Genomic DNA, 23,581 nt, shown 5'->3' with positions numbered 1-23,581 from the left:
CTATCTGACATTCGGTCTTCTGGTCATGGGTTTGTCCAGCTTCGGGCAAACGTTCTTCATTGCCCTGTTTGGCGAAAGCCTGCGAGCCCATTTCTCCATTTCCGATGGAGAGCTCGGTTCTTTATATGCGCTGGCCACATTCTGCAGTGCCCTCTCGCTGGGTTACGTGGGGCGCCTCATCGACCACACGTCTGTCAGGCGGTTTGCTTCCATTGTTATCGGCATGCTGGTTCTGGCGTGTTTGTCCATGGCTTTCAGCGTCAACGTCTTTATGCTTGGCCTGAGCTTTTACCTGTTGCGCCTGTTTGGTCAGGGCCTGATGGTTCACACGGGTTTGACGGCGACTGCACGTGCCTTCAGCGACCATCGAGGCAAGGCACTAGGGCTGGTGTCTCTGGGCTTGCCGGTAGGCGAAGCTGTTTTGCCTATCGCTGCCGTAGCCAGTCTGGCATTGCTCGACTGGCGGCTGACCTGGGCGCTATGTGCCGCCGTGCTTGTGGTGCTGGGCAGCCTGGCACTGCGTCTGGAGCGTCGTCCAGGCGGGGTAAAGCGGTTTGTTGCAGGACATAAGGCAACAAGCGGTGCACCTCAGAACCCGCCAATTGTGTTGTGGCGCGACACGCGTTTTCTCTCGGTTCTACCGGTCATCATCGCCTCACCGTTCATTTCCACGGGCTTCTTTTTTCATCAGACCCGCCTGGCCGCCGAAAAAGGGTGGATGATGTCATGGGTCGCCATCTGGTTTGTTGGCTATGCGGCTGTCCGGGCAGTGGGGTTGATTGGGGTGGGCCCTGTGGTTGACCGCTTCACAGCAAGGCGCCTGGTGCCGTTTGTCTTGCTGCCAATGATGTTTGCCCTGATTTTGCTTGGTTTGTTTGAAGGCGCCTGGACAGTGCCGTTGTATCTGGGTTTGTTCGGCCTGACATCGGCAGCAGCAGGAACGGTAGGGGTGGCACTTTGGGCTGAACTGTACGGCACCGCCCGACTGGGTAGGGTACGGGCAAGCGTCGAAGCCATCAATGTGGTCGCCACTGGAGCCTCGCCCATGGTGTTTGGGCTGCTTGTCGATCAGGGCGTCGACCTTACTCGGCAGGCGCAGGCCTGCCTGGCGTATGTCGTGGTTGCGAGTGTGCTGGCAGCCTATTTTTCCAGAAACCGCAATCAGTGCCCTGTGGCCATGAATGACAATTGATGCATGGCCCGGGGTAGGCAGGGTTTACAGGCCTACATAGCGGCGGGCCAGTGACAGCGCAATCAGCTCTTGCGTTGAGGGCTCGCGTCGGTAGCCCACTTGCAGCAATTGTGACTCCTCCCCCCACTGGTAAAGAAAATGATCGTCAAGCTCGCCACGCAATCTGTGTGATGCCGTCTCGTTGTCGAGTAGCGTGCATAGTGTCTGCCCCACGTTTTGGCGAATACCTGGCGGCAGGACTGCACAGGCGGCAGAGAAGCCTGCGCTTTCAAAAATTTTGTCGCAGTATTCCGCCCGTCTTGACGCCACGGCTCGACAAGTCAGCCGCCGCATTTTCGCCAGCACAAGGTCAGCTACCAGGTTTACATCGGGCTCGGGGTTATCGAGTATGGCCTTGCCCAGGCGGCTCCAGAATTCAAGTTGCTCGTCCGGGGTGGTGAAGTAATCGCGGCATTGCCGTAAAGCGCACGCATACAGGTTGTCAGGTAGATCTACAAGCATCATGTCTCCAGGAAACGTTCGTGACCCTTGCGAATTACAAATTACTTTTGGCTTTGAGAGCCATCGACGCAGTCGCGGCAAAATGGCGTTGCCGGATCGTGATGCAGGCGTTCAGTTGCAATTTCATCGCCACATCGGCAGCAGATGCCATAGTCGCCGTTGTCCAGCCTGGCCAGCGCCGCCAGATACTTTCGGTTGTCGTTCTCCAGGCGCGAAAGCCTGGCCGACTCCATGGCCGCCTGCTGCATTGCGTCCATGCGTGTGAGCCGACCATTTACGGTCTGATCCAGTTCGACGATGCCTGACGTGGATGTTATGTGTTCAATCGACGCCTGAATTTCTGCCAGGCGTTTGAGCAGTTCGGCCCGGATGATGTGTTCTTGCATGGTTTTCACCTTTAGCTTGGAGACAATGCTCAGACCGCTTCTGCACCGCTATGCAGGGTGTCTTCGAGCGCCAGCAACAGCAGACTCCGCTCATCGCGATAGGCGACCTTTACACGCAGACGGTCTCCGGGATTAAGGTCAATAATCGGCAGGTGCGGTTTGCCTTTAGACAGTTCAGACAGCGGAAGTACTCCCGTACATGACGGCATAATCTGCACAACTACGCCCGTCGAAGTGTGTTCTATAACAGTGCCTTCGTAAGTCGTATCCAGGAGCACGTCGATGACGGCCTCGTCAGCCTGTGGTCCTGACTGTTGAGTAGCCTTGTTTACGAGATCCAGTAGTGTCAGCCGCGCGACTCTGGCCCGTGTAAACGCATCGTTCAGATGCGCTAGAGGCAGGTCGGTGCGGCGAGTATCGATTTGCAAAGCGGTAACGCCGTTTTTTGTACCTGCCACGTTCATGGTCAATGAGCACAGTGGTAATTCGTCATCCGACAAATCGGAGAGCAGAATGTGCCGGTCACCCTCTTGGACAAGGCCGATGGTGGTGCCAACAGCCGCCGTTCGAAGGGGAACGCCGGCGTCAAACAACGCCAGGGTTGCCGCTGCGACGGTGGGCATGGCTGCTGCATCGCCTGATTCCAGGCGTTCGTTGACCAGACGCAGGGTGTAGGGGAACGCTTCCAGGTCAGGTAATAGCGGTTCAAGTGCGGATTTGAGCAGGTGGCTAAGTTCGAGATCGCTGCGCTTGGGTATGCCGAAGCGGCCGGTGGCGCCCGTCGCAAAGGGCAGGGTATTGTTCTGAGTGATGAAGTGCTCGCGATGTTTCCCGGCCAGCGTTTCGATCAACTGAGCTTCCTTCGGCGTTCCCAATGTCACTGTGCTTAGTATTTGGCTGTCGCCCTGGGTAAGCAGGGCGGATCCGTGAACGCCAGGAAGTTCCCCATGCCTTGTGACGATAGGGCGAACGGTAAAGGCATCTCGGCCATCGAAACGGCGCTCTCCGGTGATCAGGCGCTGGCGCATCACGTAAGCAAGCAACGCCTCAAACTCGTGTTCGAACAACGCAAGCTCTGCGGCAGTTGAACCAGCAGCTTCCAGTGTTGCCTTGCTGGTCTGGCGTACCGATTCCACACGGGTCGGGCGTTCATCAGGGTCGGCGTCAAGCGCTGTATCCAGTGCCTGCCGGGCTTCGTCGTAAAGCTTGTAGGCCAGATCGCGCCCTCCCGGCAGCGGTTCCGTTTCTGGCACCTGCTGGCCCGATGCGTGAACGAGTGCCTGAATGGCCTGAATGATCGATTGATTTTGCAAGTGGCCGAAGGCGATGGCATCCTGGATCACATCGTCGGGCTGTTCCCGAGCCGAACCGTCGACAGCGACAACACCCTGACGGTTTGCGGCCACCACCACGTCCAGCAAGCTGGCTGGAATATCCGGCTGACTGGGGTTGACAACGAAGCGGTTGTTCAGAAAGCCGATGCGTACGCAACCGACGTGGTCGAGAAGGTGGACACCTGACAGCGCCAGCGCGGCAGAAGCCGCAATGACGCCCAGTACGTCGGTAGCGATTTCGGGTTGGGCCGACATTACCTGAACGACGATATGTGTTTCCTGACAATAGTTCGCAGGGAACAGCGGGCGAAGTGCCCGGTCGATGCGCCGCGCCACGCGCGTGGCATGGTCAGGCGGAAGAACTTCGCGTTTGAAATGGCCGCCCGGAATTCTGCCAGAGGCATAGCTTCGTTCCGAGTAATCGACGGTTAGGGGAACAAAGCCCAGTTCTGGCTTGCTTCGGTTGCTGACGACGCAGGTGGCGAGAAGAACAGTGTCTTGTAATTGCAGGGTGACCGCACCCGTGGCCTGCCTGGCGATTTCGCCGGTGGACAGCGTGTACTCGAGATCGCCGAGAAAAAATGATTGCGTGACTGACATGCAGATAGCATCCTTGTGAGAAAGGATTGGTGGAACGCGCTGAGACGCGGACCAAGCGGCTACATATCATTGGGGGTGCGAGCGGCAGGACTCGGGGGGAGCCAGGCATATCACAGCAGGAGCAAGCTTGGCACTGACGGGAGGCGATCAGCGCAAGAATAAACACGGCCGGGCGGCCATTGCCTGTGTGATATGAGTAATTACATGGGACTATTAAGGGTTACTATCCGGCCCATTCTACTATGAAAAACCCATTGCATGGCCGTGGGTGTTCAACGAAGGCCTTGATAAGTCATTGAAAGCTTTTCGTTTTCAGGCTCTCTGTTCAAGAAGGTGTTCAGCAACATGTTCCAGCATGTAGGTTTCTCGCTGAATGGAAAGCCCCATGGTTTTTTCCTGCCGCTGCATGACGGCCCGGTTATGCGCGAGGGCTTCCAGAAGGTTCACCCATACCGGGCGCATGCCGTTGTTCACTTCGTAGCTTTCCATTTTTGCTTCTCCCAGATGCTGGTCGATTCCGCACAGAAAGAAGTGCGATGTCATGTGCATCAGGTCGAAGCCGTCACGTTTGTGTGGGCGAAATTCTTCCACATACCCGTAATGGCGTATCAGTTGAACATTGGAAGCTCCGGTTTCTTCCTGCATTTCACGAACCAGGCCCTCTTCGAGATCTTCATTGGCATCGACGCCGCCGCCGGGAAAGCTGAAGTCGTTATAACGCTCAGTGAAAAGCAGCAGAATGGACTCATCGCGCAGGACGATTCCGCGAGCAGCCTGACGCGTGAGTGTTTTGCCCGCTTGGGACTGAAGGCTGGGATGGGTGAGTTGTATGAGACGTTGCATGGTTGTACTAGGTTTGATAGTGCCGATTCGGGAAGTAGCGCATACCAGTTCGTAAGCTTAATCGGGCGTGCCTTGTTTCACAGATAGTACGGACAACTGGGGCTGTGGATCTCAAACATATTACCGCCCATCAATTCATGAACCCAAGAGCTTCATGATTGCTTTTGATGGTAGCGCCACCGGGCGCAAGATGGTGCAAACCGTCGCGGGCAGCCCTTTGCTCAAAGGTATGGCGTGCCACATCGTGATGGTGGCCGATGACACCCCCAAACACCAGCACTACCTGGGCTGGGCGTGCGAAGCAATGAATGAGGCTGGTTTCTCTGTGACGGGCTCGTTGAAGCAGGGCGATGCCGTTGCGGTGCTGCGCGACTACCTCACCGGGAATAGTATTGATTTGCTGCTGATGGGTGCCCATGGCCACTCGCGTATTCGCGAATTGATTGTGGGCAGCACGACCACCACTTTGCTGCGCACCAGCCCGGTACCCGCGCTCGTTATGCGTTGAGGTGGATTCCTGTTCTTAAACGAGCCAATCACCCATGCCATTCTTTAACGATGTTTTTAAGGGGTTGACGTTTACGTTCGGGTGAGGTCTGGTTCAAACTGCCTTATGAATTCCCGGTCGATTCGATCCTTCCAGGACATTGCCCAAGGCCCGCTGGCGGCTAGCAGGCCTCTGCTGGCGATGGTGCTGCCATTCGATGTGTTCAGCAGGGTCAGGTGGTTTTCCTGGGGGCTATAAGTGGTTGGGTGCTTGCCGCTGCATTCTGCTGCCAGGTTATGGGCCAGCACTGCGCCCATCCGAACTGCGTACACACCTGCCTTTGGAACGGCATGGGTTAGTGCGGCGCAGTCACCGGCGGCAAAAATAGCGGGGTGCGACGTTGATCGCAACTGTGCATTCACGTGCACGAAACCTTGTTCATTAACGTCCAGGGAACCTCTGCGATTTTGATCGCGTTGCCATGTGTGCGCTTGGGCGCCGGCGGCCCAGAGAACCAGCTCATCGTCGCTTATCGGGGCAGTATCTGCCCATCTCGTCGCGCATTGCACCTTCACAGTGGCGTTCTTCAGCGCCTTTTGAGCCAACCAACGAGCTATCGGTGCGCAGCTGGGAAGAACTTTTCGGCTTTGTGTAACCAGGGTGGTTTCCAGTGACAAGCTGGGCGCCAGGGAAAGGAGTCGTGACCGTACGGCCAACAGGGTCTCGAAACCCGCCGGTCCGCCTCCGACGACAGTCAATCGGTTTGGCATGTTTTTTGCAGACGATTGCCACGTGGTCAGCAGGTGTTGATAGCGCTCAATCAGATTTTGCAAAGGGCGCATGGCCACCATGGCGGGGTTTGGTGGGTACAAGGTTGACCCCACATTCAACGAAAGAACGTCGTAGTCAATGCTCACCCCATCGGTTAGCTGCAGGCGCTTGTTGTCAGGGTCCAGCGCGTAAAGTTCCCCCCGTCGCCAGTGCGCGCCAGCCGCCTTGCATAACTGTTCAAAATCGATGCAAATCTCGTCCAGTGTGTAGCGCCCCGCAAGCCAGCCGGGAATCATGCCCGAATAGGGCGCCCGTGGCTGCGGAGAAATAACAAGAATTTCAGCATTGCGCAACGGTGTGTGCCTGATCGCCTGAAGTACCAGTGCGTGCGCGTGTCCGGCGCCCATCAATACCACGCGCTTCATGCCAGCCACTCTGCTGGCACATGCGGCAGATCCCGAGCTTCGTCAATATCGTTAATGGCGGGCTGCTCGCCCCATGTGCAGCCTGTCGCCAGCAAACGCTGTCGCGTAATGTGCATGACATCAGGTGTGCTCCAGGGCATGTTGTGAAACAAAGCCGGACAGGCCTGTTTGAAGCCGGCCAGCGTGTAGCCGCCATCGATGGCAGGAACAAAACAGGCATCCTTGGAATTGAGCGTGTCGCGGGCCTGAAGCAGCAGGTCGGTGGTCAGTGCCGGTGCATCGGTACCCACCAGAAGCACGTAATCATGGGTTTGAAGCGCGTCAGTCAGTGCACCGTACATGCGCTGGCCCAGATCCCCCTCTTGTTGTCGAGTCAAGCGCAAGCGTTTCCCATGCTGCCGCGCCAGTGTCTGGAATGCATTGTGCTGCGTATCCGGCGTCACACAGAGTTCTGTGTGCTCAAAGCAGGCATTGATGGCTTGATGCACCGCATGAAACAGCATTTTTTCTGCCAAGCGGGCGGCGCCTTGCAAGCCCAGGGCAGGAACCAGTCGGGTTTTGGCCAGGCCAGCCTGCGGCGCCTTTGCAAAGATGATGATCGCCGTGCTCATCGGTAACGCTTCGCCAGATGGTGGGGTGAGTCGCCGCGCCAATAGCACCAGCGAAGCTGCCACATCAACAAGATAGTGCGCCATACGCCACGAGTTTCCCAGCGGCGTCCCGACGTGACAGCGCGTGGTCGAAGGCAGGCAGGACGAGCAACCTTTCGAAGCCGTACCGACAACTCGATATCTTCCATAAGCGGCTGATCCGAAAACCCCCCCAGTTGGTTGAAGAAACTGCGTTGCATGAATATGGCCTGGTCACCGGTGGCAATGCCTGTCAGGCGCGAGCGCCAGTTCATCATGAAAGCGATCACCGGCAGCATCCAGTGTTGACCAGTGATTGTCACATCGAATCGACCCCAGCGCGCACCGTCCCTGATCGCCGTGTCGATATGCTCAAGGCAGTGTGCGGGCAAGCGGGTGTCAGCGTGAAGAAAAATCAGGACATCACCGCAGGCGTGCATGGCTCCGGTGTTCATTTGTCGACTGCGGCTCGCCGGGGATTTTAAAACGCTATCGGCCAGGGGTTCAGCGATTGTGAGGGTTTCGTCAGTGCTGCCGCCGTCAACGACCAGCACCTGCGCACCGTTTGTGCGCAAGGGTTGCAGCATCTGCAAGGTTTCAGCCAGCCCTGCAGATTCGTTCAAAACCGGAATGATGATCGAAAAGCGCGTGTCGGTCATGGTTTCAGTGCCACGTTATGTCACTTGCGTTTGTCGTGACTGACAATAAAACAAGCACGATGTTTGCCATGTCTTTACCCCCTTCGCCATGCGTGGAAGCGCTCGACCCATTTCAGTACTTTCTGCGGCGCGTGCGCCCGTTTCCAGTTGCCGGCTACGTACTTGTTGGCCTCAGCGAGCGTTGGGTAAATATGGATGGTGCCAAGGATTCTATTCAGCCCGATGCCATGCTTCATAGCCAGCACGTACTCGGCGATCAGGTCGCCGGCATGTTCACCCACGATGGTAACGCCAAGAATTTTGTCTTTGCCCGGGACGGTCAGTACCTTGATAAAGCCATGCGCTTCACTATCGGCAATGGCCCTGTCCAGGTCATCAATGCCATAGGTTGTGACTTCGTAGGGTGTGCCTTTCTCGTTGGCTTCTTGCTCGTTCAGGCCCACTCGCGCGACCTCGGGTTCAACGAAAGTTGCCCATGGAATGACTGAATAATCGGTCTTGAATTTCTTCAGGGGATCAAACAGGGCATTGACTGCCGCATACCAGGCCTGGTGGGCTGCAGTGTGCGTGAACTGGAACGGGCCGGCAACATCGCCGGCCGCGTAAATGTTGGGGTAGTTGGTTTGCAGGAATTCGTTTGTTTCTACCGTACGGTTTGTTGGAATACCCAGGTCCTCCAGGCCGAAACCATCGAGATTTGCGGTGCGCCCAACAGCGACCAGAACGGCGTCGAACGGGATGCGAACATCTTGCCCGGCATGCTCAGCAATCAAGACGTTCTGGCCATCTTCGGTGATAAATTGCTTTGCCTTATGGTTGGTCCGAACGTCGACACCCTCGGCCCGGAACCTGGCCATAACAAGTTCGGAGACTTCAGGGTCTTCGCGCATCATGATGCGGTCACCCATTTCAACCTGAGTGACCTGACTGCCCAGTCGGGCAAAGGCCTGCGTCAATTCCGAGCCAATGGGCCCGCCGCCCAAGACGATCAGGCGCCGGGGCAGCATGCGCAAATCCCAGACGGTGTCAGAGGTCAGATAACCCACATCTTCGATACCCGGGATGGGCGGTACAAAAGGACGAGCTCCGGTGGCGATTACGATGCTGCGCGCACTCAAGCGTTGGGTGCTGTTGTCCTCCCGTGTAATTTCGACCTCCCAGGGGGAGAGCAGCCTGGCTGAGCCCTGAACAACATCGACCCCCAGCTTGGTATAGCGCTCGGCAGAATCATGGGGTTCGATGGTTTTTATGATTGACTGTACCCGCTGCATGATGTCGGAAAAGTCGAAGTCAGCGTGTGCTGTGCCGATGCCAAAATCGCGTGAACGACTAAGGTGTGACAGAAATTTCGCAGATCGAATCAATGCTTTGGAGGGCACACAGCCAGTGTTCAGACAGTCACCGCCCAGCTTGTGTTTTTCGACAAGCGTAACCTTGGCCTTGACGGCGGCGGCGATATACGCGGTGACCAGCCCTGCGCTGCCGCCGCCAATGACCACCAGATTGCGGTCATAACGAGCGGGCTTGTTCCAGCGGGCAAATACCTTGTTTCTGTTGATGGCTGCTACAATTTTTTTTGCAACGAGCGGAAAGATGCCGAGCAGGGCAAACGAGCCCAGCAAAGCTGGCGAGAGGATACCTGACAGCGAATCAAGTTGTGCCAGCTGCGTACCCGCATTCACATAGACCAGTGTTCCGGCCAGCATCCCGAGCTGACTGACCCAATAAAAAGTCCACGCCTTCATCGCGGTGAGTCCGAACAGCAAATTGACCAGGAAAAAGGGGAAGGCAGGCACCAGTCGCAAAGTGAAGAGATAAAAGTGTCCCTCGCGATCTATCCCTCTGTTGATAGCAACCAGGCGTTGACCAAAACGTTGGCTGACCCAGTCTCGCAGCACGAAACGGGACATCAGGAACGCGAGAGTTGCGCCAATCGTCGATGCAAAAGAAACGATAACCGTTCCCCAAAGCAAGCCAAACATTGCTCCACCGGCAAGTGTCAACAAGACCGCACCAGGCACGGAAATTGCCGTCGCTACAACATAGACAATGAAATAGGCTCCAATGACCTGGGCAGGATGGCTTGCCTGATAAGCCGTGACTGCTTCGTGCTGTGTTTTCAGCGTCTGCAGATTTAAATACTGACCAAGGTCGAAGACAAAGTAAGCCAGAACGATTACCAACAATAGTGTCAACAGCGATATTTTTTTATAGTTCATGGCTTCATTCCTGCCAGCATGTGCTTAGAATTTCCGGTCTGATGTTCGCTTGATCAAAGCCCCGCAGTGCGTCATCGATTCCGTGCTTTGGCCCGTTCTGTATTCTGTGAAAATACGAGGCCCAGGCATCTGACCCGGTTGGCCAGTTGGCCATGAAATGTTCAAGCCATGCCTCGTGATCGTAGTGAACGGGCACCGCATCAACGTAAACGCCACGCTGCTGTTCACCGTAGACGGCCTTAAAAGGTGTCTGGCGGGTGCTGATGCGGGTGAGCAGGCCGAACCGCAGGCCCTTGAAGTTGGGCATGCCGGCCGCCCCGTTGTTGGCCACAAGGCCCGAGCCAAATCTGTGCAGCGCCGGCAGGCAGGTATGCGTGCTGGCAAAGACATCGACCCCGGCTCGGTTAAAAGCGTCGGTGATCCAGGCTTGATTTTCCTGTTCGCTTAGCGCCGCAGCATCGAAGCGCCAGCCAGCCAGTGTGTCGGCGTCACCATGAACAACCCCTATCCGCAGGCCTCCAACGACAAAACGGGCGATCATCGGCAATTGCTGCAGTTGGGCCAGTAATTGCGGATGCTGTGCTGCAGTCTGCTTCAACCGTTGATGGATACGGTTGGAGCGTTCCACTACGGCGCTGTCTACATGGTCTGGATAGGCGCAGCCACATCCTGCCTCATTGCCATCGGTGCCCAGCTCGGCTTCAACATTGCCGAGAATGGCGTGATGCGACAGAACGCGACGATTGATGTGCTCAAACCCGGCATCATCAATGTTGAACCAGTTGAAATCCCCATTGAAAATCAGCGAAACCGGCCCCGCTTCAGCTACTGCCATGGCCTCGATGGCATCGAGCGCAGGCACGTTGCCATACAGGCCGCCGACGACATAAAGTGTTTCGGATTCGATTTCGGGCAACCGCGCGATAGCCTCGGCGCCATAACGATAGCGGATAGGGCAGACGCGCCCGGCGTGTTCACTCATGAGCAAAACTCCTGTTGGCATGGGGACGTTTGAATGACCCGGACATGCCGTGCGGGCTCTTCATCTGGGCGATACAAATTCGTCAGGGTGGCCTCGTCCACCGCTGCCGCAGGCAAGTCGAACGCCACTCGCCCCTGTTTCAGTCCAATAACGCGTTCTGCAATCAGGGGTAGCAATACGGGGCTGTGCACGACAGATATCAGGGCAGCCCCACGGGCCGCCTGGGCCAATAAGTGGCAGACTTCGGCAGCGGCAGCAGGGTCTAGGGCGGCGGTGGGCTCATCGGCCAGAATAAGCTTTGGTTGCTGAACAAGTAGTCGGGCGATGGCCACTTTTTGCCGTTCACCGCCGGAAAGGGTGTCGGCTCTTGCTCGTGTCCGGCTCGGCAGGCCGACAGCCTGTAGTGCGGCTTCGGCACGGGCGATTTCAGCAGCTGGAAACCATCGTACCCAGCTACGCCATCCGTTGACGCGGCCGAGGCTGCCAATCAAGGCATTCTCGAGTGCGCTCAGCCGATCCACCAGGTGCAGGCCTTGATGAATATGTCCAACCTCGCGGCGCAAGGCAAGCAGTTCATTGTTCGATGATTTGCCTGCAAGGTTTCGGCCAAGTACGTCAACTGTGCCGCTTACCGCTGGCACGAAGCCGGTGAGCAGTCGCAGCAGCGTCGATTTTCCGGCGCCGTTATGGCCTACGAGAGCGACACGTTCGCCTTGCTGTATGTCGAGTGAGCCTATTTCCAGCAGTACGCGACCGTTGGCAATGCACTGCACCTGGCGAAAGGACACCGTACGGGTAGTCATGACAAGGCCTTCCGTATGCGGCGGCTGACGGCATCAAAGGCTGAAACCATCAGTACGATGACGATCAGGACGGTTGCGAGTCGTCCCCACTGGAACAGTGCAGTGGCCTCTGTAATCAGCAAGCCGAGTCCGCCGGCGCCAATCAGTCCCAGAATGGTCGAGTCGCGAATGTTGAACTCCCAGACGTAAAGGTGACTGGAGACAAATTGCGGCAGCACCGCCGGCCAAACGGCGTTGAAGAAAACCTGGTCGGGCGTTGCGCCCACACTGCGGACAGCGTCGATGGCGGCCATGTCGAGCGCTTCGATGGCTTCGGCAAAAAGCTTGCCGTAGGTTCCCATGGAGTGCAGGCCGATGGCCAGGATGCCGGCGGTTGGGCCCAGCCCGACAATGCCGACGAGCACCAACCCGAAAACGAGTGTGTGGATTGACCGGGCGACGTCGAGAATGCCTTTTGACACCCAGGCAAACAACCGGGGTGCCGCCAGGTTGCGTGCGGTCAGCACGGCCAGTGGAAGGGCTAGCAAGGCACCGAGCAGCGAACCCAGCGTGGCAATGCGAATCGTGGTCCAGGTGGCGCGCCCGAGCCCGGCAAGATAGTCCAGTTCGACTTCCTGGCGGTTCTCGACGCGAAGCACGGTGCCATCGTCGCTTTTGTATTCCAGGTGCGTATTGCCGAACCAGACATCCAGAAAACTGGGGTGGGCGAATTCGCCTGCCGTCTTGAGCAGGTTGGCAACCGGGTTGCGTCCCAGCGACAGTTCATTTTCGTGCGCCAACGTGGCAATGCATACTGTAACCAGCAACACATAGGCCAGGCCGAGCCCGAGGAATCCAAGCCGGCCGCTGAAGTAAGGGATAAAGCCCCGCGATTGGGCCTGGAGGCTCATTTACTTCGCCTGCAGCTTTCCGGTGGCCAGGCCGGCATCGCGGATGGGCTTGTAGAAGCTGTTGTCGCGGCGGACAAACCCGGTGTAGTGCGGCGGAAGTAGTTTGGGGTTGCTTTTCAGCGCCTCGCCGACATCATTCAGCGCCGCCTGTAGTGCGTGGACCAGCGATTCATCATTGGCGAGTGCGGTGCTGACGGCAAATGCATCGTTCGGCAGAGGGGCAGAGGTCCAGATGATTTTCGAGTCTTCGGCCTTGATCAACCCTTGCTCGATCATGGCATTCCGGTTGCGGTTGTAGTCGGCGCCGGCATCGAGTTGTCGTTGTGTAACCTGGGTTTCAATGGCTTGATGCGAGGTATGGATCACCCGCCCGAAGTAGTTCTCGGGTGTGATGCCTTGCATCATCATGTGATGCAAGGGAATCAGGTAACCGGACGTCGAACCCTTGTCGCCAAAGGCAAACGTTTTTCCCTTCAGGTCAGCCAGGCTGTTGATACCGGAATCAGGGTGTGTGACGGTAATGGCGAAATATTCCGGCTTGCCGTCGTAGAGTATGGTCGAGATGGCCCGGGCGCCGGCTTCATGATTGGCCAGGACATAACCCCACGGCCCCATCAAGGCCATGTCGGTTTCGCCGTTGGCCAGCGATTTCGCAAGACCCTCCCAGCTGTCGACAGTGCGCAATTGAACCGGGCGATCCAGTCGCGCAGCAAGGTAGTCGGCCAGGGGTTGGTAGGTGGCGTCGTTCTTGTCACGGTCTGGCTGAAACAGGCCTACCCCGAATTTGAGTGCGGGCTCTGCCGCGAAGACACTGTTCAGGCCTGCGGCTAACAGCAAAAGGGCAGCAAGCGGAGAAAGTAGACGGTGAAGTGTATTCATTGTTCGATTCCAACAGGTTTGCAAGATGATCGCGTCGCAATGAAGGTACGGTTATTGATTAAACCAGTGCCCCGCCACAGCTGCTGCCTTGTCCGGCCGTGCAGCCGTAGCAATGGTCGGCAATGCGAATCGGCAGGCCGGTCAGCGACGCATCCAGCAGGTCTTTCAGGTGAGCCGGGCGGTCCTCGTTCAGGTTCAGCCGAAGGCCCAGCATCTGGTTGAAGTCGCAGTCGTACAGGTCGCCCTGCCAGTCGACGCTGACGGTGTTGCGGCACATGACGGTTTCGAGGTTCTCGGGACGGTACGATTGCTTCAGCAAGGCCATGTAGGTGGCAAAGGTGCCTTTGCTGACGAGCGTGCTGCCAAAGCGTTGCACCGGCATGTTGGTGAGCGCAAACAGCTGGTTGAAGCGGATGCCGAAGTGTTGCATGAGCTCGCGCTTGTAGTCGGCCTGCAGGGCTTCCTGGGGCGGGGGCAGAGATGGCCCTTGCGGGTTGTACACCAGGTTCAGCACCAGGCCCGAACCATCGTGACCATAGCCCAATGCGTTCAGCTGTTTCAGGCCGGCAATGCTGCGCTCGAACACGCCGTCGCCACGCTGGCGGTCGACATTTGCCGGCGAATAACAGGGCAGCGAAGCCGTCACCTCGATGCCATTTTCGGCCAGAAATTGCGCCAGGTCTTCCTGGCCGGGCTCGGAAAGAATTGTCAGGTTGCAGCGGTCGATCACCCGTACCCCCAGGGCGCGTGCCGAAGCCGCCAGGCGACGGAAATGAGGGTTCAGTTCGGGCGCACCGCCGGTCAGGTCAAGCGTTTGAATGCCTTGCGCCTGAAGCACCTGCAGCACCATGTCTACCATGTCCGGCGACATCATCTCGGTACGGTTCGGGCCGGCGTTCACATGACAATGCAGACAGGTCTGGTTGCATTTGTAGCCCAGGTTCACCTGCAGGGTTTCCAGGGTATGGCGTTTGATGGCCGGGAAGTCGGTATTCAGCAGCAAAGGCAAAGTGGGTCGCATGAAAAGATTCCGGTAGAAGGTTCTGGGTGTTGCGGGTGCCGGCGGCTCGGCCAGCGGGTTCTTGTCCGATAGCCTACGGGTTCTGGCTTGCCGGGAAAGTGCATCCGGTGGATTCAGGTGCAAAATGAATGTCTGTAAAACCGGCGGTTGCCGCTTCGCCGGTATTGTCGGTGTCAGCGGCCAGGGCAATCTGCACCGGGGTGGCGTTGGCTGAATACAGCCGTGCCATGTCCTTGGGCAGGTGACGCGACTCATTCACCCACCCGCCGGCACGCGTCGGGCCACTTTGCAGCACCACCATGGTGGTGCGGTCGGTGTACGCGTTGGGGCGTTCGGTGCCCACGGGTTGTCGGTTATCCCACACGTAGTTGATGGCAGCGTCGGGTACCTGCGGGCCCCAGATGGCACGTGCCATGGCTAACTGGGCATTCAGCAGAAAGCCTTTCTCGGCCTCCGGCAGGGCCAGGCTGACGTAAAGCCGCGCCGCATAGTCGTCGCCGGCTTTGGTGGTCATGTCGGCGGCTTTCAGTGGCGCGTCGATGCGCCAGCGCCAGCACAGCAGCGGTGTTTCTGAAAGGTCAACCTTAATAGGGCGGGCCAGTAGTGACATGCTGGCGCGGGATTGGACTTTTATCGCTTGTTGTCCATCCCAAAGGGTGGCTTCAAACTGGTTCGCAGCAACGTTTTTATTCAGTTGAACATGATCCCATTCGTCTAATCCATTCGACAGCTGAAGTTTTTTGGTGTTTGCTTCCGTCGCCGACAAGTTTTCTTCGGTGACTCCCTGACTCAATCCTGGAGTGACGGAAATAATTAAAAAAATGCAGGATAAATACCGTGTTGCTTTCGCCCGGTGTGGCATGCCATTGTTAATCGTGTTGCTTACTCGTAGCTTGCGCATGAGTGTTCTCCGATGGCCAAACTACTGATAAATTCGTTACGTAACTAGCGAAAGTTACATCAACTACACTTTTTTTTGCGCCATTACCGCGCGATGGACAATTCAGACAACGCGGGGAGTGATTGCTGAATAAGTGCGTCAATAGTTGTTGTGTCGAGTTCTGGCTGAAGTTGCCAAGGTTGACCACGTTTGCCCGTCGGGGTCGCAACAAGATCGCCATTACAGGCTTCGGTTCTGTATTCTGCCGCGCAGCTGCGACAATAAACGTAGTCGTTTGCTTGCTGGTGGCGCTTAAAAACCAGTGTTGGTCCGCAAACGACGCAATTTCTTAGTGGAATACCCTCGTCACTGTGGCCGATGATGTGGTCCAGCTTTCCTGTGTCTGCGACAGCCAGGAAATGATTGCTGAGCGCGTGGTCGAATTGTTTTCCCTGGTTTTGCTCAATAGCTGACAAAGCGTCTTCTTTCGACATTCCTTTGCGGTAGGGGCGCGTGCTGGTCATGGCGTCAAAAGCATCACATATTCCAATAATTCTGGCGTCCTCTGGAATTGCCGCTGATCGCAATCCCCTGGGGTAGCCGGTTCCATCAGGTCTCTCGTGGTGGTACAGAATGCCGGCTTCGGCCAAAGCGGCCAGTGGATGGCCAGAGATCACACGCCACCCAATTTCAGGATGGGTTTTGATCGTCTCGTATTCCTCTTGGGTCAATCGGTCTTTTTTGTTCAGAATGTGGTCCGGTATCGCGATTTTCCCAAGATCATGAAGAAAGCCCCCGATGGCGATACGGGCGGTGTCTTCTTCCGAGAGGCCAGATTGTTCCGCAAGCAATCGGGCATAGCGTGAAACGCGCCAAAGATGGCCGCCCGTATAGGGGTCTCGGGCCTCAACGGTCCACGCCATAACCAAAAGGCTGTGCAGCAATGACTTGTGCAGGGGGGCAGCTTGATCGACTCGACGCTCCAGGCTTTTCATCATTCGAGATAGGAGTTTCATGTGCTCACCAGTTCTTGATTTTGTTGGTCGAGTTAAATGGCCTTGCTTCTGCTACCCACAAGTTCGTTTGTTGTCGGCAAACGGTTACAGACAGCCATAAAAATGTTTGTGTGGCCGGGATTGTGAATTTGTGTCAGATGAGAGGCCCCGCTTTTGGTGTAACCTTTCAGCCCGAAATGACGAATTAGTGTTTACGCGATGAGTTCGAATAGCATCGAAACATTTGAGGCCGCGTTGAAACCGCTCTGGCTGCAGGCGCAGGCGGGGGACGAGGTTGCCTATGGGCAGGCGCTCGGGATGATGGCTGCTCGTCTGCGGGCGCATCTGCGCCGTCGTTTGCCCGGGGCCCAGAACGATGTCGAGGACATTGTTCAGGAAGTGTTACTTGCGCTGCATGTGCAGCGCGGGACCTACGATCCATCTGTGCCTGTGTCAGCCTGGTGCTTTGCCATTGCTCGCTACAAGCTTGTCGATTACTGGCGCAAACATGGACGAACAGGGGCGTTGCACGATGTTTTCGACGAGAGAGCCCTGGACAGCGCATTAGTGAGCGAAGACCCGGATGCCACCGCCAAGCGTGATCTGGAGCAGCTATTGAACGCCTTGCCCGAGGCCCAGCGACGAGCAATTGAGTTGACCAAACTACAGGGTTTGTCGGTGCTTGAGGCGGCGCAAACGTTGGGCGCCAGCGAGTCGGCGGTCAAAGTGCAGGTGCACCGTGGTTTGAAGAAAATGATGCAAATAGTGAGGTATAGGAAATGAGAACCGACACTTTGATATCACTGCTAGCCCAATCGGCAGGTCCAGCACCCAGGCAGCTGGTAGTTCGGCGCATGGGTATGGCAGCGACGTTGGGCTTGTTCATGAGCGTTTCACTGGTTGTTTTCATGATGGGTCTATTGCCTGCGTCGGCGCTTTTCACACCCGGGCCGTGGATAAAGCTTGCTTATGGGTCAGGCTTGCTGGTGTTAGCACTGGTCTTGGCGGGTCGATTGGCTCGCCCGGGAGTGCGCCAGGGGGTCTGGGGCTATCTGCCATGGGTGGTTGTGTGTGTCATGTTGATGGCGGGAGGTGTCAGCTTAATGCTCACTCCCTCTGAACAGCGTGCCTTCGCTCTGTTCGGGCAAACATGGCTGGCGTGCCCCTGGATGGTGCTGGCTTTCTCGTTACCGTCGATGATTGCCATGTTCTGGGCGTTCAAGGGGTTGGCGCCAACGCACTTGCGTTTCGCAGGTTTCGCGGCGGGCTTGGCGGCAGGGGCCAGTGGCGCGCTTGCCTATTCGCTGGCTTGCCCAGAGGTGTCAACGACCTTTGTTGCGGTTTGGTACACCTTGGGAATAGGGTTGTCGACGTTGCTGGGTGGGGCTTTGGGACCCCGCTTGCTTCGCTGGTAGCGCCGCTCTGAGCAATCAACGTTTCAACACATTGACCCACGAGCGCTGTTCCACTGTCAGGGCGTTGTCGGGTGTTAGCATGGCCGTTTTCAGGGCTTCGCGTATGGCGGGCTCGGGCTCGGGTGGCGGTTGCTTCAGGAACGTGTCGAGTGCGCGCATGGCTTTTTCCATCGTCTTTCCGTAAAGCTCAAAAATTCCTGTGGCGCTAACGTGCTGTGCCGGGTCGTCCAGCCAGCAATCGTAATCGGTTACTAGCCCCACGGTGGCGTATGCCAGTTGCGCTTCACGTGCAAGGAAAACCTCGGGAATATTGGTCATACCGACCAGATCGCATCCGGCCTGTTGCAGGAAGGTGCTTTCCGCGCGCGTACCCAGACGCGGTCCTTCCACGCAGCCATAGGTCGCTCCGCGGTGCACTGCGATGCCTGAGGCGGCGGCGGCCTGCACAAAGCCGTCAACCAGCGCACGACTGACTGGCTTAGCGGTGGATACATGGGTGGCTACGCCGCCACCAAAGAACGTGTGTTCGCGTTTGCCGCGCGTCCAGTCGAAATATTGTTCAGGCATGACCAGGTCGCCTGGTGCATAGTCAAATTTCAGGCTGCCGACCGCTGAAAAGCCCAATACCTGGGTGGCGCCGGCTTGTTTCAGGGCAAAGATATTGGCGCGGTAGTTCACTTCGTGCGGCAGCAGCTTGTGCCCGCTGCCGTGGCGCGCCAGGAACAGAATCTGCTTGCCATGTACCTGGCCGCGTTGCACGGCTCCCGAGGGTTCGCCAAACGGCGTCGTTACGTGAGTGCTTTCTTCCAGTGTCAGCTCGGGTAGTGTGTACAGGCCGGTACCACCGATAATTGCCAGCATAGATTTAGCTCCGTTTTTGTGCGTTGAAGGGTAGTTTTTCAGGCGTTCAAATGAAGGATCTCGGCCAATGCCGACAGAGTGGTACACGTATGATGGGGTTGCCGGCCTATGGTTTCGAACGGCACTCCTTGCCGATTGACCCAGCACGTAGTGAAGCCGTACCAGGTGGCCCCAAGAATATCCCAGGCGTTTGACGATACAAACAGAATTTCCTGAGGCTTGAGTTGCAAGGTGGCAGGCCCCATGTCGTAGCAGGCCGGGTGGGTCTTGAACTGTTGCACCTGATCAACCGATATCACATGATCCAGCAACGGGGTCAGCCCTGAACTGGTCACGGCCGCTTTGAGCATGTCGGGCGAGCCATTGGACAAAATGGCGGTGGGCAATCCCAGCGATTTGATGTCTTCAAGCGCACCCATGCATTCCGGGTACGCGTCCAGCTGATCGTAACCGCCCATCAGCGTTTGTACCTGGCCATCGCTAAAGTGCAGGTTCAGGCGTCGCAGACTGTATCGCAGAGACGCCTCGGTCAGTTCCCGAAACGAACGGTAATGGCGGCTGCCGCCCGGCGAGGGGTCCGATAAGGAAATCAGCTGTGAATACTCGATCTGTTTCTGGCGCCATAACATCGATATCTGTGTGCCCGATTCCGGGAACAGCTGTTCAGCCAGCCGGGCGATGGAGTGAATATCAAACAGTGTTCCGTAGGCATCAAGTATCAGTCCACGTAATGCCATTGTGTTTCCTTGCGGGTGATCATTTCTGAACGGTCTCCTGCGCCAGGCTTCCAAGCACCTTCGCAATGTTGTCCGCAATCGGACCGCACTTGTCCCCTGCATGGCGCGATGCGATCTGCCTGGGGTCGTTATACCCGAGCCAGTATTTACCCGCCGCGTCTTGCCACGCCAAGGCCTTGAGCGGCAGGTCGATACCCGCCGTTTGCGCACATTCCATCAGTGGAGTGCCTGCTTTTGGATTTCCGAACACGATAAGTTCGGTTGGTCGCAAATGCTTGCCAACGCTTTTCGCGCTCTGTGCATGATCAAGCCGCAAGAAGACATTGATACCCCGAGACTTGACCGCCTCTTCTAAGCGGTCAATTGTTTCGCTGACGTTGTACGGACTCTCGACTGCTATCAGTCCTTCTGAGGCTGCGGCTGCCGAGGCGAAGCAACACGCCATAATGAACGAGGTAGCGCGTAGTGCCATGGTCATCTCCTTGTCATGAGTAAGCTTGGCGCACTGTCTCGGCGACTAAGTCACGGATCTGGTGTCGCCGTTGTGGGCGCCGTTTAAATCCGGTAGGCGCTGAATCGTTCGTCCAGTTCAGTGCCAAAAGCAAGGTTAGTGTAGTTGCTGAGCACCTTGACCGATATGGCGAGAATGATGTTCAGTACATGCTGTTCAGTGAAGCCTGCCTGGATGAAGGCTGCGACCTTTTCGGCTTCGGGTTTGCCGAGGTTTCGAACCAGCGACTGCGTCAACGCAAACAGGGCTGCCAACCGTTCGTCGGGAATCGTGGAGCCCGAGCGAATGGCCTCCAGCACGTTGGCGGGAACGCCGGACACCTTGTCGGCAATCATGCTGTGGGCGGCGGTGCAGTACTGGCAGCCGTTGACCTGACTGATCGCCAGGAAAACCACTTCTTGTTCGACAGGGCTGAAACCTGATTGCTTGCGAAACAGGTTGTAGCCATGCAGATAGGTATCCAGTACGCCCGGAACGTTGACCATGTTGGCGTACATGTTCGGGATGAACCCCATTTGTTTCTGGACCGACTCCAGAATGTCGCGCTGGCCCGCTTCGGCGGTATCATGACTGACCGGAGTCAGCTCGGAAAGGTAACGATTGCCCATGATGTTCTCCTGATGGATCGGAGTGGATATCATAGGTATTGTTTATCTTCCTTTGTTGTCTGTTCGTCTTGAGTTTCTTGCCGATCATCGCGAATTGCCGTGTTCATGCGTCAGTGGCGCAACCCGGTTGGCTCTCAGCCATCGTGCCGGTGATTCGCCGATGCTTCTGGAAAACACCCTGGCAAATGAGCTGGTGTTTGCGTAGCCAGCTGCATTGGCCACTTTGTCCAGGGGCTCGCCGGCTTTCAGCAGCTTCTGGGCCAGCATCATGCGCCAGTTTGTCAGGTAGTCGCCTGCCGTCATTCCCGTAATCTGGCGAAACCGCAGGGCAAACCGGGCCCGCGACATGCCTGCAGTGTTCGCCATGTCTTCAAGCGTCCATGGCTTTGCCGGTTGCTCATGAATTGCCGTCAGTGCGCGTGCTATGCGCTTGTCGGCCAGGCCGGCCAGCGCACCGCGCTCGGCCAGTTGCTGTTCTATGCAGTGACGCAGCAGGTGAATGATGACCAGCTCGCACGACCGGTTCAGCAGCGCCTGGCGCCCAGGGCGCTCACCTCGGGCTTCTGCCAGCATGGCGTCCAGAATGGCTGACATCCCCTGGATGTCAGCCAGCCCCACCATCAGAACATCCGGCAGGGATTCACTGATGGAGTTTTTCATGCCGGCGTTGAAATGGACGGTGCCGCAGATGACGTCAGCTCCGTCGGGGTTCTCAACGATCAGTTGGTGGTTGTCCGGGCGTGGCAGCAGTACGAGGGTGGGTTCCGTGATGGTCACGACGTCAGCCCCGGGGGCGATCAGCTTGACAGTACCGCTGCGAATGACGTGCAGGTGGGCGCTGGTGGTGTCGCGTTGGAAATCGTGGCGGCCGCAGATGTTTCCGGCATAGAAAACCCCCGCGCTCATGGAGAAGTGGTCAAGCAAGGTGTCGAGGGTGGTCATTGATAACGGAACCGGCGCGTTTATTGCTCTGTTTTCATGCTTAGAGGGTCTGGCCCAGACAAATTCATGTGATCTGCTCTGGCCAGTATAGTGCTTGGGTTAGCGTAGCAGCATTCGGGCATCGAGCCTCATTTTTGATGGCCGCAAAAATAATGCGTGGCAGGTGTAACCCAACGCCCGTCGCGACCGAATTAAAGGGTGTATCACCAGAAATACCCCAATCGCCAAAGGAGACCCTATGAAAAACCTTGCCAAATTATCCGCACTCGCGTTGACCTCGGCTATCTCAATGTCACCCGCCTTGGCCCAGTGTGGTTCCAAGTGCGCCTCGCGATGCCAAGGCCGATGTGCTGCGAGCGCAACGAAATGTGGAGCCAAGTGTTCCGCAAAGTGCGGTGCGAAGTGTGCGGCGAAATGTGGTGCCAAGTGTGCGGCGAAATGTGGCGCCAAGTGCGGTGTCAAGGCTGACGCAAGCCTGATACAGCGTCCAGCCGGGTACAAGCCCAACTACAGTGCGTCCAATGCTGCGCAGGTTGCTGCCGGTGAAACCCTGTTTAGAAGTACTAGGCTCTCGTCGAACGGTTTGTCATGTGCGACTTGTCACACTGATGGCGCTGGCTTTACCCCGGGGTTTGCCAAGCCGTTTCCTCATTTGATGCAGATGGCTTCGATGAATTACGGTGTGGGTGAGATATTTGCTGATGAGGCGGTTCAGGTTTGCATGGCAGGCCCGATGGCCACCAAGCCGTTGGCCTGGGACTCGGCCGACCTGCAGAACTTGTCTGCTTACGTTTTATCAGAGCAGGCCAGGTTTGCGAAGAAGTAAAGTCACGGCTGCGCGTTTCGGACCGAAGGTAACTGCACGTTCGCTGGCAAACGCGTTCGTTGGGCTTGAGCGTGAGCGACGTGCAGGCGGGCTTAGCTTGGTAGACCATCTGTGCGGATCGGAGCCACCGATAGACGAAACGTTGCACTACCCGGACAATGATTGCCAGGATCCACTTACCGGGGCACAGTATTTCCTGCACCGGCACGGCAGCGAAGGCCTGGGCGTTACCACCCACCTGCATCTGTTTAAGCGGTGGCGCACGCCCGAGATCGAGGCCGCCGGGCTAGATGGCACCATTACTCATCTGGTGGCATTTGAGTTAGATGCCACTGGTGCGGCCTCACATTGTTTTAGTGTCAACCAGTGGGTCGTGGGCGATTACTGGTTAAGTGCATCAGAGACAGTGACGCTCTTTGAGGGATGGCAGTTCGATCTGCGGGGCAGTCGAGCCGAGGGGGCTTGGGCTTTCTGGCACCGCTGGGTCGCTGGGTTGGTCGCGTACTACCTTCATGGTCCGGTGACCGAATCATTGCATGCCCGCGACGAGGCTTTGGATCGCCAACTTGAACAATACCCTGAGTGCAATGTATTGCAAGACCGCTCATTGGAAGTGTTTGGCCGATTGGGGCTGCCGCAACCCACGCTCGCCTGACGAACACTCTGACTCAGTGAGAGGGTAAATTCTTGAAGTATACGTATCCTAATCGGACATCGGGAACGTCGAGCATGTGGCCCATGTTACGCACTGTGTGCATCAGTTTCCGAAGGGGTGCGAATACATACCTGCATTTCGGAAAAGCCAAAAGGTTTAACCAGCTAGTTGTCGGCGCGCAATCTTAGTCCTTGCCCCCTGTTCTCAACACGGTCGCGGGCGGTAGGAAACAGCACGTGGATGCCGTCTACTGTGTGTTGCGCAGGGCTTGAACAATGTGCCAGAGCCGTTTGATTCTTGCACCGTTGGCTGGAACATAGCCACCACACACTCCCCCAGAAAAAACAAAGTCAGATCGCCCCACGGGCGATATTGGCGCTCGCCGCGCGGCCGGTGGTCGCAGTCAGGTGCTGGTGGGCCTGGTGTGCGTTGCCCTGAGTACGCCGCCCAAACCGCCGACTGTACTGCAGTCCATTCCCGCTGCCCTGGCTTTCGCGGCATAAACGGCCCGCTCCCCGCGTGGCGGGTCC

At 57.0% G+C, this 23,581-nt stretch carries 26 protein-coding genes; 6 read left to right on the top strand and 20 right to left on the bottom strand.

What is annotated here, in order from left to right:
* Positions 1-25 precede the first annotated feature (25 nt).
* Complete coding sequence (locus AB7E06_RS18795) at positions 26-1,192, top strand: MFS transporter (RefSeq protein WP_427958075.1); 1,167 nt, start codon at positions 26-28, stop codon at positions 1,190-1,192.
* Positions 1,193-1,216: 24 nt separating this feature from the next.
* On the opposite strand, the gene AB7E06_RS18790 is transcribed toward AB7E06_RS18795, so the two are convergent.
* The 4 genes from AB7E06_RS18790 to AB7E06_RS18775 all read right to left on the bottom strand — a co-directional run bounded on the left by AB7E06_RS18790 (position 1,217) and on the right by AB7E06_RS18775 (position 4,856).
* The gene (locus AB7E06_RS18790; protein ID WP_427958073.1) at positions 1,217-1,693 is read right to left on the bottom strand and encodes a hypothetical protein; all 477 of its coding nucleotides are present in this window, start codon (positions 1,691-1,693) and stop codon (positions 1,217-1,219) included.
* 41 nt (positions 1,694-1,734) lie between these two features.
* Positions 1,735-2,079, bottom strand: a complete 345-nt coding sequence (locus tag AB7E06_RS18785; RefSeq protein ID WP_427958071.1) for a TraR/DksA family transcriptional regulator — start codon at positions 2,077-2,079, stop codon at positions 1,735-1,737.
* Positions 2,080-2,108: 29 nt separating this feature from the next.
* Positions 2,109-4,013, bottom strand: a complete 1,905-nt coding sequence (locus AB7E06_RS18780; protein ID WP_427958069.1) for a polyribonucleotide nucleotidyltransferase — start codon at positions 4,011-4,013, stop codon at positions 2,109-2,111.
* A 312-nt stretch (positions 4,014-4,325) separates the two neighbouring features.
* A complete protein-coding gene (locus tag AB7E06_RS18775) occupies positions 4,326-4,856 on the bottom strand; it encodes an NUDIX hydrolase (RefSeq protein ID WP_269496370.1) in 531 nt (176 codons plus the stop codon).
* Between the two features lie 154 nt (positions 4,857-5,010).
* On the opposite strand from AB7E06_RS18775, the gene AB7E06_RS18770 reads away from it, so the two are divergent.
* Positions 5,011-5,364 carry a universal stress protein gene (locus AB7E06_RS18770; RefSeq protein WP_269496372.1) on the top strand — a complete coding sequence of 118 codons (354 nt, stop codon included), beginning with the start codon at positions 5,011-5,013 and terminating at the stop codon, positions 5,362-5,364.
* Positions 5,365-5,435: 71 nt separating this feature from the next.
* Here the strand turns inward: AB7E06_RS18770 and AB7E06_RS18765 are convergent, their stop codons facing one another.
* From AB7E06_RS18765 to AB7E06_RS18715, 11 genes are all read right to left on the bottom strand, one after another.
* Complete coding sequence (locus tag AB7E06_RS18765; RefSeq protein WP_427958066.1) at positions 5,436-6,539, bottom strand: FAD-dependent oxidoreductase; 1,104 nt, start codon at positions 6,537-6,539, stop codon at positions 5,436-5,438.
* The gene (locus AB7E06_RS18760; RefSeq protein ID WP_269496376.1) at positions 6,536-7,150 is read right to left on the bottom strand and encodes a TIGR04282 family arsenosugar biosynthesis glycosyltransferase; all 615 of its coding nucleotides are present in this window, start codon (positions 7,148-7,150) and stop codon (positions 6,536-6,538) included. Before AB7E06_RS18760 ends, AB7E06_RS18765 begins: the two co-directional genes overlap by 4 nt.
* Entirely contained in the window at positions 7,147-7,827 is a 681-nt protein-coding gene (locus AB7E06_RS18755; protein WP_269496378.1) for a TIGR04283 family arsenosugar biosynthesis glycosyltransferase, read from the bottom strand. The genes AB7E06_RS18760 and AB7E06_RS18755 overlap by 4 nt, the downstream gene beginning before the upstream one ends.
* 74 nt (positions 7,828-7,901) lie before the next feature.
* Positions 7,902-10,046: an FAD-dependent oxidoreductase gene (locus tag AB7E06_RS18750; protein ID WP_427958063.1), complete on the bottom strand. Its 2,145-nt coding sequence runs from the start codon at positions 10,044-10,046 to the stop codon at positions 7,902-7,904.
* Positions 10,047-10,050: 4 nt separating this feature from the next.
* A complete protein-coding gene (locus AB7E06_RS18745; RefSeq protein ID WP_427958061.1) occupies positions 10,051-11,028 on the bottom strand; it encodes a hypothetical protein in 978 nt (325 codons plus the stop codon).
* A complete protein-coding gene (locus AB7E06_RS18740; RefSeq protein ID WP_269496384.1) occupies positions 11,025-11,831 on the bottom strand; it encodes a phosphonate ABC transporter ATP-binding protein in 807 nt (268 codons plus the stop codon). The genes AB7E06_RS18745 and AB7E06_RS18740 overlap by 4 nt, the downstream gene beginning before the upstream one ends.
* Complete coding sequence (phnE, locus tag AB7E06_RS18735; protein ID WP_427958059.1) at positions 11,828-12,721, bottom strand: phosphonate ABC transporter, permease protein PhnE; 894 nt, start codon at positions 12,719-12,721, stop codon at positions 11,828-11,830. Before phnE ends, AB7E06_RS18740 begins: the two co-directional genes overlap by 4 nt.
* On the bottom strand, positions 12,722-13,600 hold the full coding sequence (locus AB7E06_RS18730; RefSeq protein WP_427958057.1) for a phosphate/phosphite/phosphonate ABC transporter substrate-binding protein: 879 nt from the start codon (positions 13,598-13,600) through the stop codon (positions 12,722-12,724).
* A gap of 58 nt (positions 13,601-13,658) precedes the next feature.
* Entirely contained in the window at positions 13,659-14,621 is a 963-nt protein-coding gene (arsS, locus tag AB7E06_RS18725; RefSeq protein WP_427958055.1) for an arsenosugar biosynthesis radical SAM (seleno)protein ArsS, read from the bottom strand.
* 73 nt (positions 14,622-14,694) lie between these two features.
* On the bottom strand, positions 14,695-15,522 hold the full coding sequence (locus tag AB7E06_RS18720; protein WP_269496390.1) for a DUF3047 domain-containing protein: 828 nt from the start codon (positions 15,520-15,522) through the stop codon (positions 14,695-14,697).
* 83 nt (positions 15,523-15,605) lie between these two features.
* Positions 15,606-16,517 carry an HD-GYP domain-containing protein gene (locus tag AB7E06_RS18715; protein WP_427958053.1) on the bottom strand — a complete coding sequence of 304 codons (912 nt, stop codon included), beginning with the start codon at positions 16,515-16,517 and terminating at the stop codon, positions 15,606-15,608.
* Positions 16,518-16,715: 198 nt separating this feature from the next.
* On the opposite strand from AB7E06_RS18715, the gene AB7E06_RS18710 reads away from it, so the two are divergent.
* Positions 16,716-17,279, top strand: coding sequence for a sigma-70 family RNA polymerase sigma factor (locus tag AB7E06_RS18710; protein ID WP_427958051.1), 564 nt, complete (start codon positions 16,716-16,718; stop codon positions 17,277-17,279).
* Complete coding sequence (locus tag AB7E06_RS18705; RefSeq protein WP_269496395.1) at positions 17,276-17,911, top strand: DUF1109 domain-containing protein; 636 nt, start codon at positions 17,276-17,278, stop codon at positions 17,909-17,911. The genes AB7E06_RS18710 and AB7E06_RS18705 overlap by 4 nt, the downstream gene beginning before the upstream one ends.
* Before the next feature lie 15 nt (positions 17,912-17,926).
* Here the strand turns inward: AB7E06_RS18705 and mtnP are convergent, their stop codons facing one another.
* From mtnP to AB7E06_RS18680, 5 genes are all read right to left on the bottom strand, one after another.
* Positions 17,927-18,772: an S-methyl-5'-thioadenosine phosphorylase gene (mtnP, locus tag AB7E06_RS18700; RefSeq protein WP_427958049.1), complete on the bottom strand. Its 846-nt coding sequence runs from the start codon at positions 18,770-18,772 to the stop codon at positions 17,927-17,929.
* A gap of 38 nt (positions 18,773-18,810) precedes the next feature.
* Entirely contained in the window at positions 18,811-19,509 is a 699-nt protein-coding gene (locus tag AB7E06_RS18695; protein WP_427958047.1) for a haloacid dehalogenase type II, read from the bottom strand.
* 19 nt (positions 19,510-19,528) lie between these two features.
* Positions 19,529-19,981, bottom strand: coding sequence for a DUF302 domain-containing protein (locus tag AB7E06_RS18690; RefSeq protein ID WP_427958045.1), 453 nt, complete (start codon positions 19,979-19,981; stop codon positions 19,529-19,531).
* Between the two features lie 83 nt (positions 19,982-20,064).
* A complete protein-coding gene (locus AB7E06_RS18685) occupies positions 20,065-20,628 on the bottom strand; it encodes a carboxymuconolactone decarboxylase family protein (protein WP_269496404.1) in 564 nt (187 codons plus the stop codon).
* Between the two features lie 84 nt (positions 20,629-20,712).
* Positions 20,713-21,570 (bottom strand): AraC family transcriptional regulator, encoded by an 858-nt coding sequence (locus AB7E06_RS18680; protein WP_269496406.1) that lies wholly within the window; start codon positions 21,568-21,570, stop codon positions 20,713-20,715.
* A gap of 238 nt (positions 21,571-21,808) precedes the next feature.
* Here AB7E06_RS18680 and AB7E06_RS18675 point away from each other — a divergent pair, with 238 nt between their 5' ends.
* Together AB7E06_RS18675 and AB7E06_RS18670 are read left to right on the top strand one after the other, a co-directional pair.
* Positions 21,809-22,396, top strand: coding sequence for a cytochrome c peroxidase (locus AB7E06_RS18675; protein ID WP_427958042.1), 588 nt, complete (start codon positions 21,809-21,811; stop codon positions 22,394-22,396).
* Positions 22,383-23,051 carry a DUF6969 family protein gene (locus AB7E06_RS18670; RefSeq protein WP_427958040.1) on the top strand — a complete coding sequence of 223 codons (669 nt, stop codon included), beginning with the start codon at positions 22,383-22,385 and terminating at the stop codon, positions 23,049-23,051. Before AB7E06_RS18675 ends, AB7E06_RS18670 begins: the two co-directional genes overlap by 14 nt.
* Positions 23,052-23,581 lie beyond the last annotated feature (530 nt).

It is taken from the genome of Alcaligenes sp. (assembly GCF_050255915.1).
Lineage (GTDB): Bacteria > Pseudomonadota > Gammaproteobacteria > Burkholderiales > Burkholderiaceae_B > Alcaligenes > Alcaligenes aquatilis.
The sequence above is the reverse complement of the archived record's forward strand: the minus strand, read 5'-3'. Positions and strand labels throughout refer to the sequence as shown.

What these genes read in the sequence shown, in the direction of transcription:
- AB7E06_RS18795 (WP_427958075.1), top strand. Translation starts at nt 26, where the DNA reads ATGGGTTTGTCCAGCTTCGGGCAAACGTTCTTCATTGCCCTGTTTGGC.
- AB7E06_RS18790 (WP_427958073.1), bottom strand. Translation starts at nt 1,693, where the DNA reads ATGCTTGTAGATCTACCTGACAACCTGTATGCGTGCGCTTTACGGCAA.
- AB7E06_RS18785 (WP_427958071.1), bottom strand. Translation starts at nt 2,079, where the DNA reads ATGCAAGAACACATCATCCGGGCCGAACTGCTCAAACGCCTGGCAGAA.
- AB7E06_RS18780 (WP_427958069.1), bottom strand. Translation starts at nt 4,013, where the DNA reads ATGTCAGTCACGCAATCATTTTTTCTCGGCGATCTCGAGTACACGCTG.
- AB7E06_RS18775 (WP_269496370.1), bottom strand. Translation starts at nt 4,856, where the DNA reads ATGCAACGTCTCATACAACTCACCCATCCCAGCCTTCAGTCCCAAGCG.
- AB7E06_RS18770 (WP_269496372.1), top strand. Translation starts at nt 5,011, where the DNA reads ATGATTGCTTTTGATGGTAGCGCCACCGGGCGCAAGATGGTGCAAACC.
- AB7E06_RS18765 (WP_427958066.1), bottom strand. Translation starts at nt 6,539, where the DNA reads ATGAAGCGCGTGGTATTGATGGGCGCCGGACACGCGCACGCACTGGTA.
- AB7E06_RS18760 (WP_269496376.1), bottom strand. Translation starts at nt 7,150, where the DNA reads ATGAGCACGGCGATCATCATCTTTGCAAAGGCGCCGCAGGCTGGCCTG.
- AB7E06_RS18755 (WP_269496378.1), bottom strand. Translation starts at nt 7,827, where the DNA reads ATGACCGACACGCGCTTTTCGATCATCATTCCGGTTTTGAACGAATCT.
- AB7E06_RS18750 (WP_427958063.1), bottom strand. Translation starts at nt 10,046, where the DNA reads ATGAACTATAAAAAAATATCGCTGTTGACACTATTGTTGGTAATCGTT.
- AB7E06_RS18745 (WP_427958061.1), bottom strand. Translation starts at nt 11,028, where the DNA reads ATGAGTGAACACGCCGGGCGCGTCTGCCCTATCCGCTATCGTTATGGC.
- AB7E06_RS18740 (WP_269496384.1), bottom strand. Translation starts at nt 11,831, where the DNA reads ATGACTACCCGTACGGTGTCCTTTCGCCAGGTGCAGTGCATTGCCAAC.
- phnE (WP_427958059.1), bottom strand. Translation starts at nt 12,721, where the DNA reads ATGAGCCTCCAGGCCCAATCGCGGGGCTTTATCCCTTACTTCAGCGGC.
- AB7E06_RS18730 (WP_427958057.1), bottom strand. Translation starts at nt 13,600, where the DNA reads ATGAATACACTTCACCGTCTACTTTCTCCGCTTGCTGCCCTTTTGCTG.
- arsS (WP_427958055.1), bottom strand. Translation starts at nt 14,621, where the DNA reads ATGCGACCCACTTTGCCTTTGCTGCTGAATACCGACTTCCCGGCCATC.
- AB7E06_RS18720 (WP_269496390.1), bottom strand. Translation starts at nt 15,522, where the DNA reads ATGCGCAAGCTACGAGTAAGCAACACGATTAACAATGGCATGCCACAC.
- AB7E06_RS18715 (WP_427958053.1), bottom strand. Translation starts at nt 16,517, where the DNA reads ATGAAACTCCTATCTCGAATGATGAAAAGCCTGGAGCGTCGAGTCGAT.
- AB7E06_RS18710 (WP_427958051.1), top strand. Translation starts at nt 16,716, where the DNA reads ATGAGTTCGAATAGCATCGAAACATTTGAGGCCGCGTTGAAACCGCTC.
- AB7E06_RS18705 (WP_269496395.1), top strand. Translation starts at nt 17,276, where the DNA reads ATGAGAACCGACACTTTGATATCACTGCTAGCCCAATCGGCAGGTCCA.
- mtnP (WP_427958049.1), bottom strand. Translation starts at nt 18,772, where the DNA reads ATGCTGGCAATTATCGGTGGTACCGGCCTGTACACACTACCCGAGCTG.
- AB7E06_RS18695 (WP_427958047.1), bottom strand. Translation starts at nt 19,509, where the DNA reads ATGGCATTACGTGGACTGATACTTGATGCCTACGGAACACTGTTTGAT.
- AB7E06_RS18690 (WP_427958045.1), bottom strand. Translation starts at nt 19,981, where the DNA reads ATGGCACTACGCGCTACCTCGTTCATTATGGCGTGTTGCTTCGCCTCG.
- AB7E06_RS18685 (WP_269496404.1), bottom strand. Translation starts at nt 20,628, where the DNA reads ATGGGCAATCGTTACCTTTCCGAGCTGACTCCGGTCAGTCATGATACC.
- AB7E06_RS18680 (WP_269496406.1), bottom strand. Translation starts at nt 21,570, where the DNA reads ATGACCACCCTCGACACCTTGCTTGACCACTTCTCCATGAGCGCGGGG.
- AB7E06_RS18675 (WP_427958042.1), top strand. Translation starts at nt 21,809, where the DNA reads ATGAAAAACCTTGCCAAATTATCCGCACTCGCGTTGACCTCGGCTATC.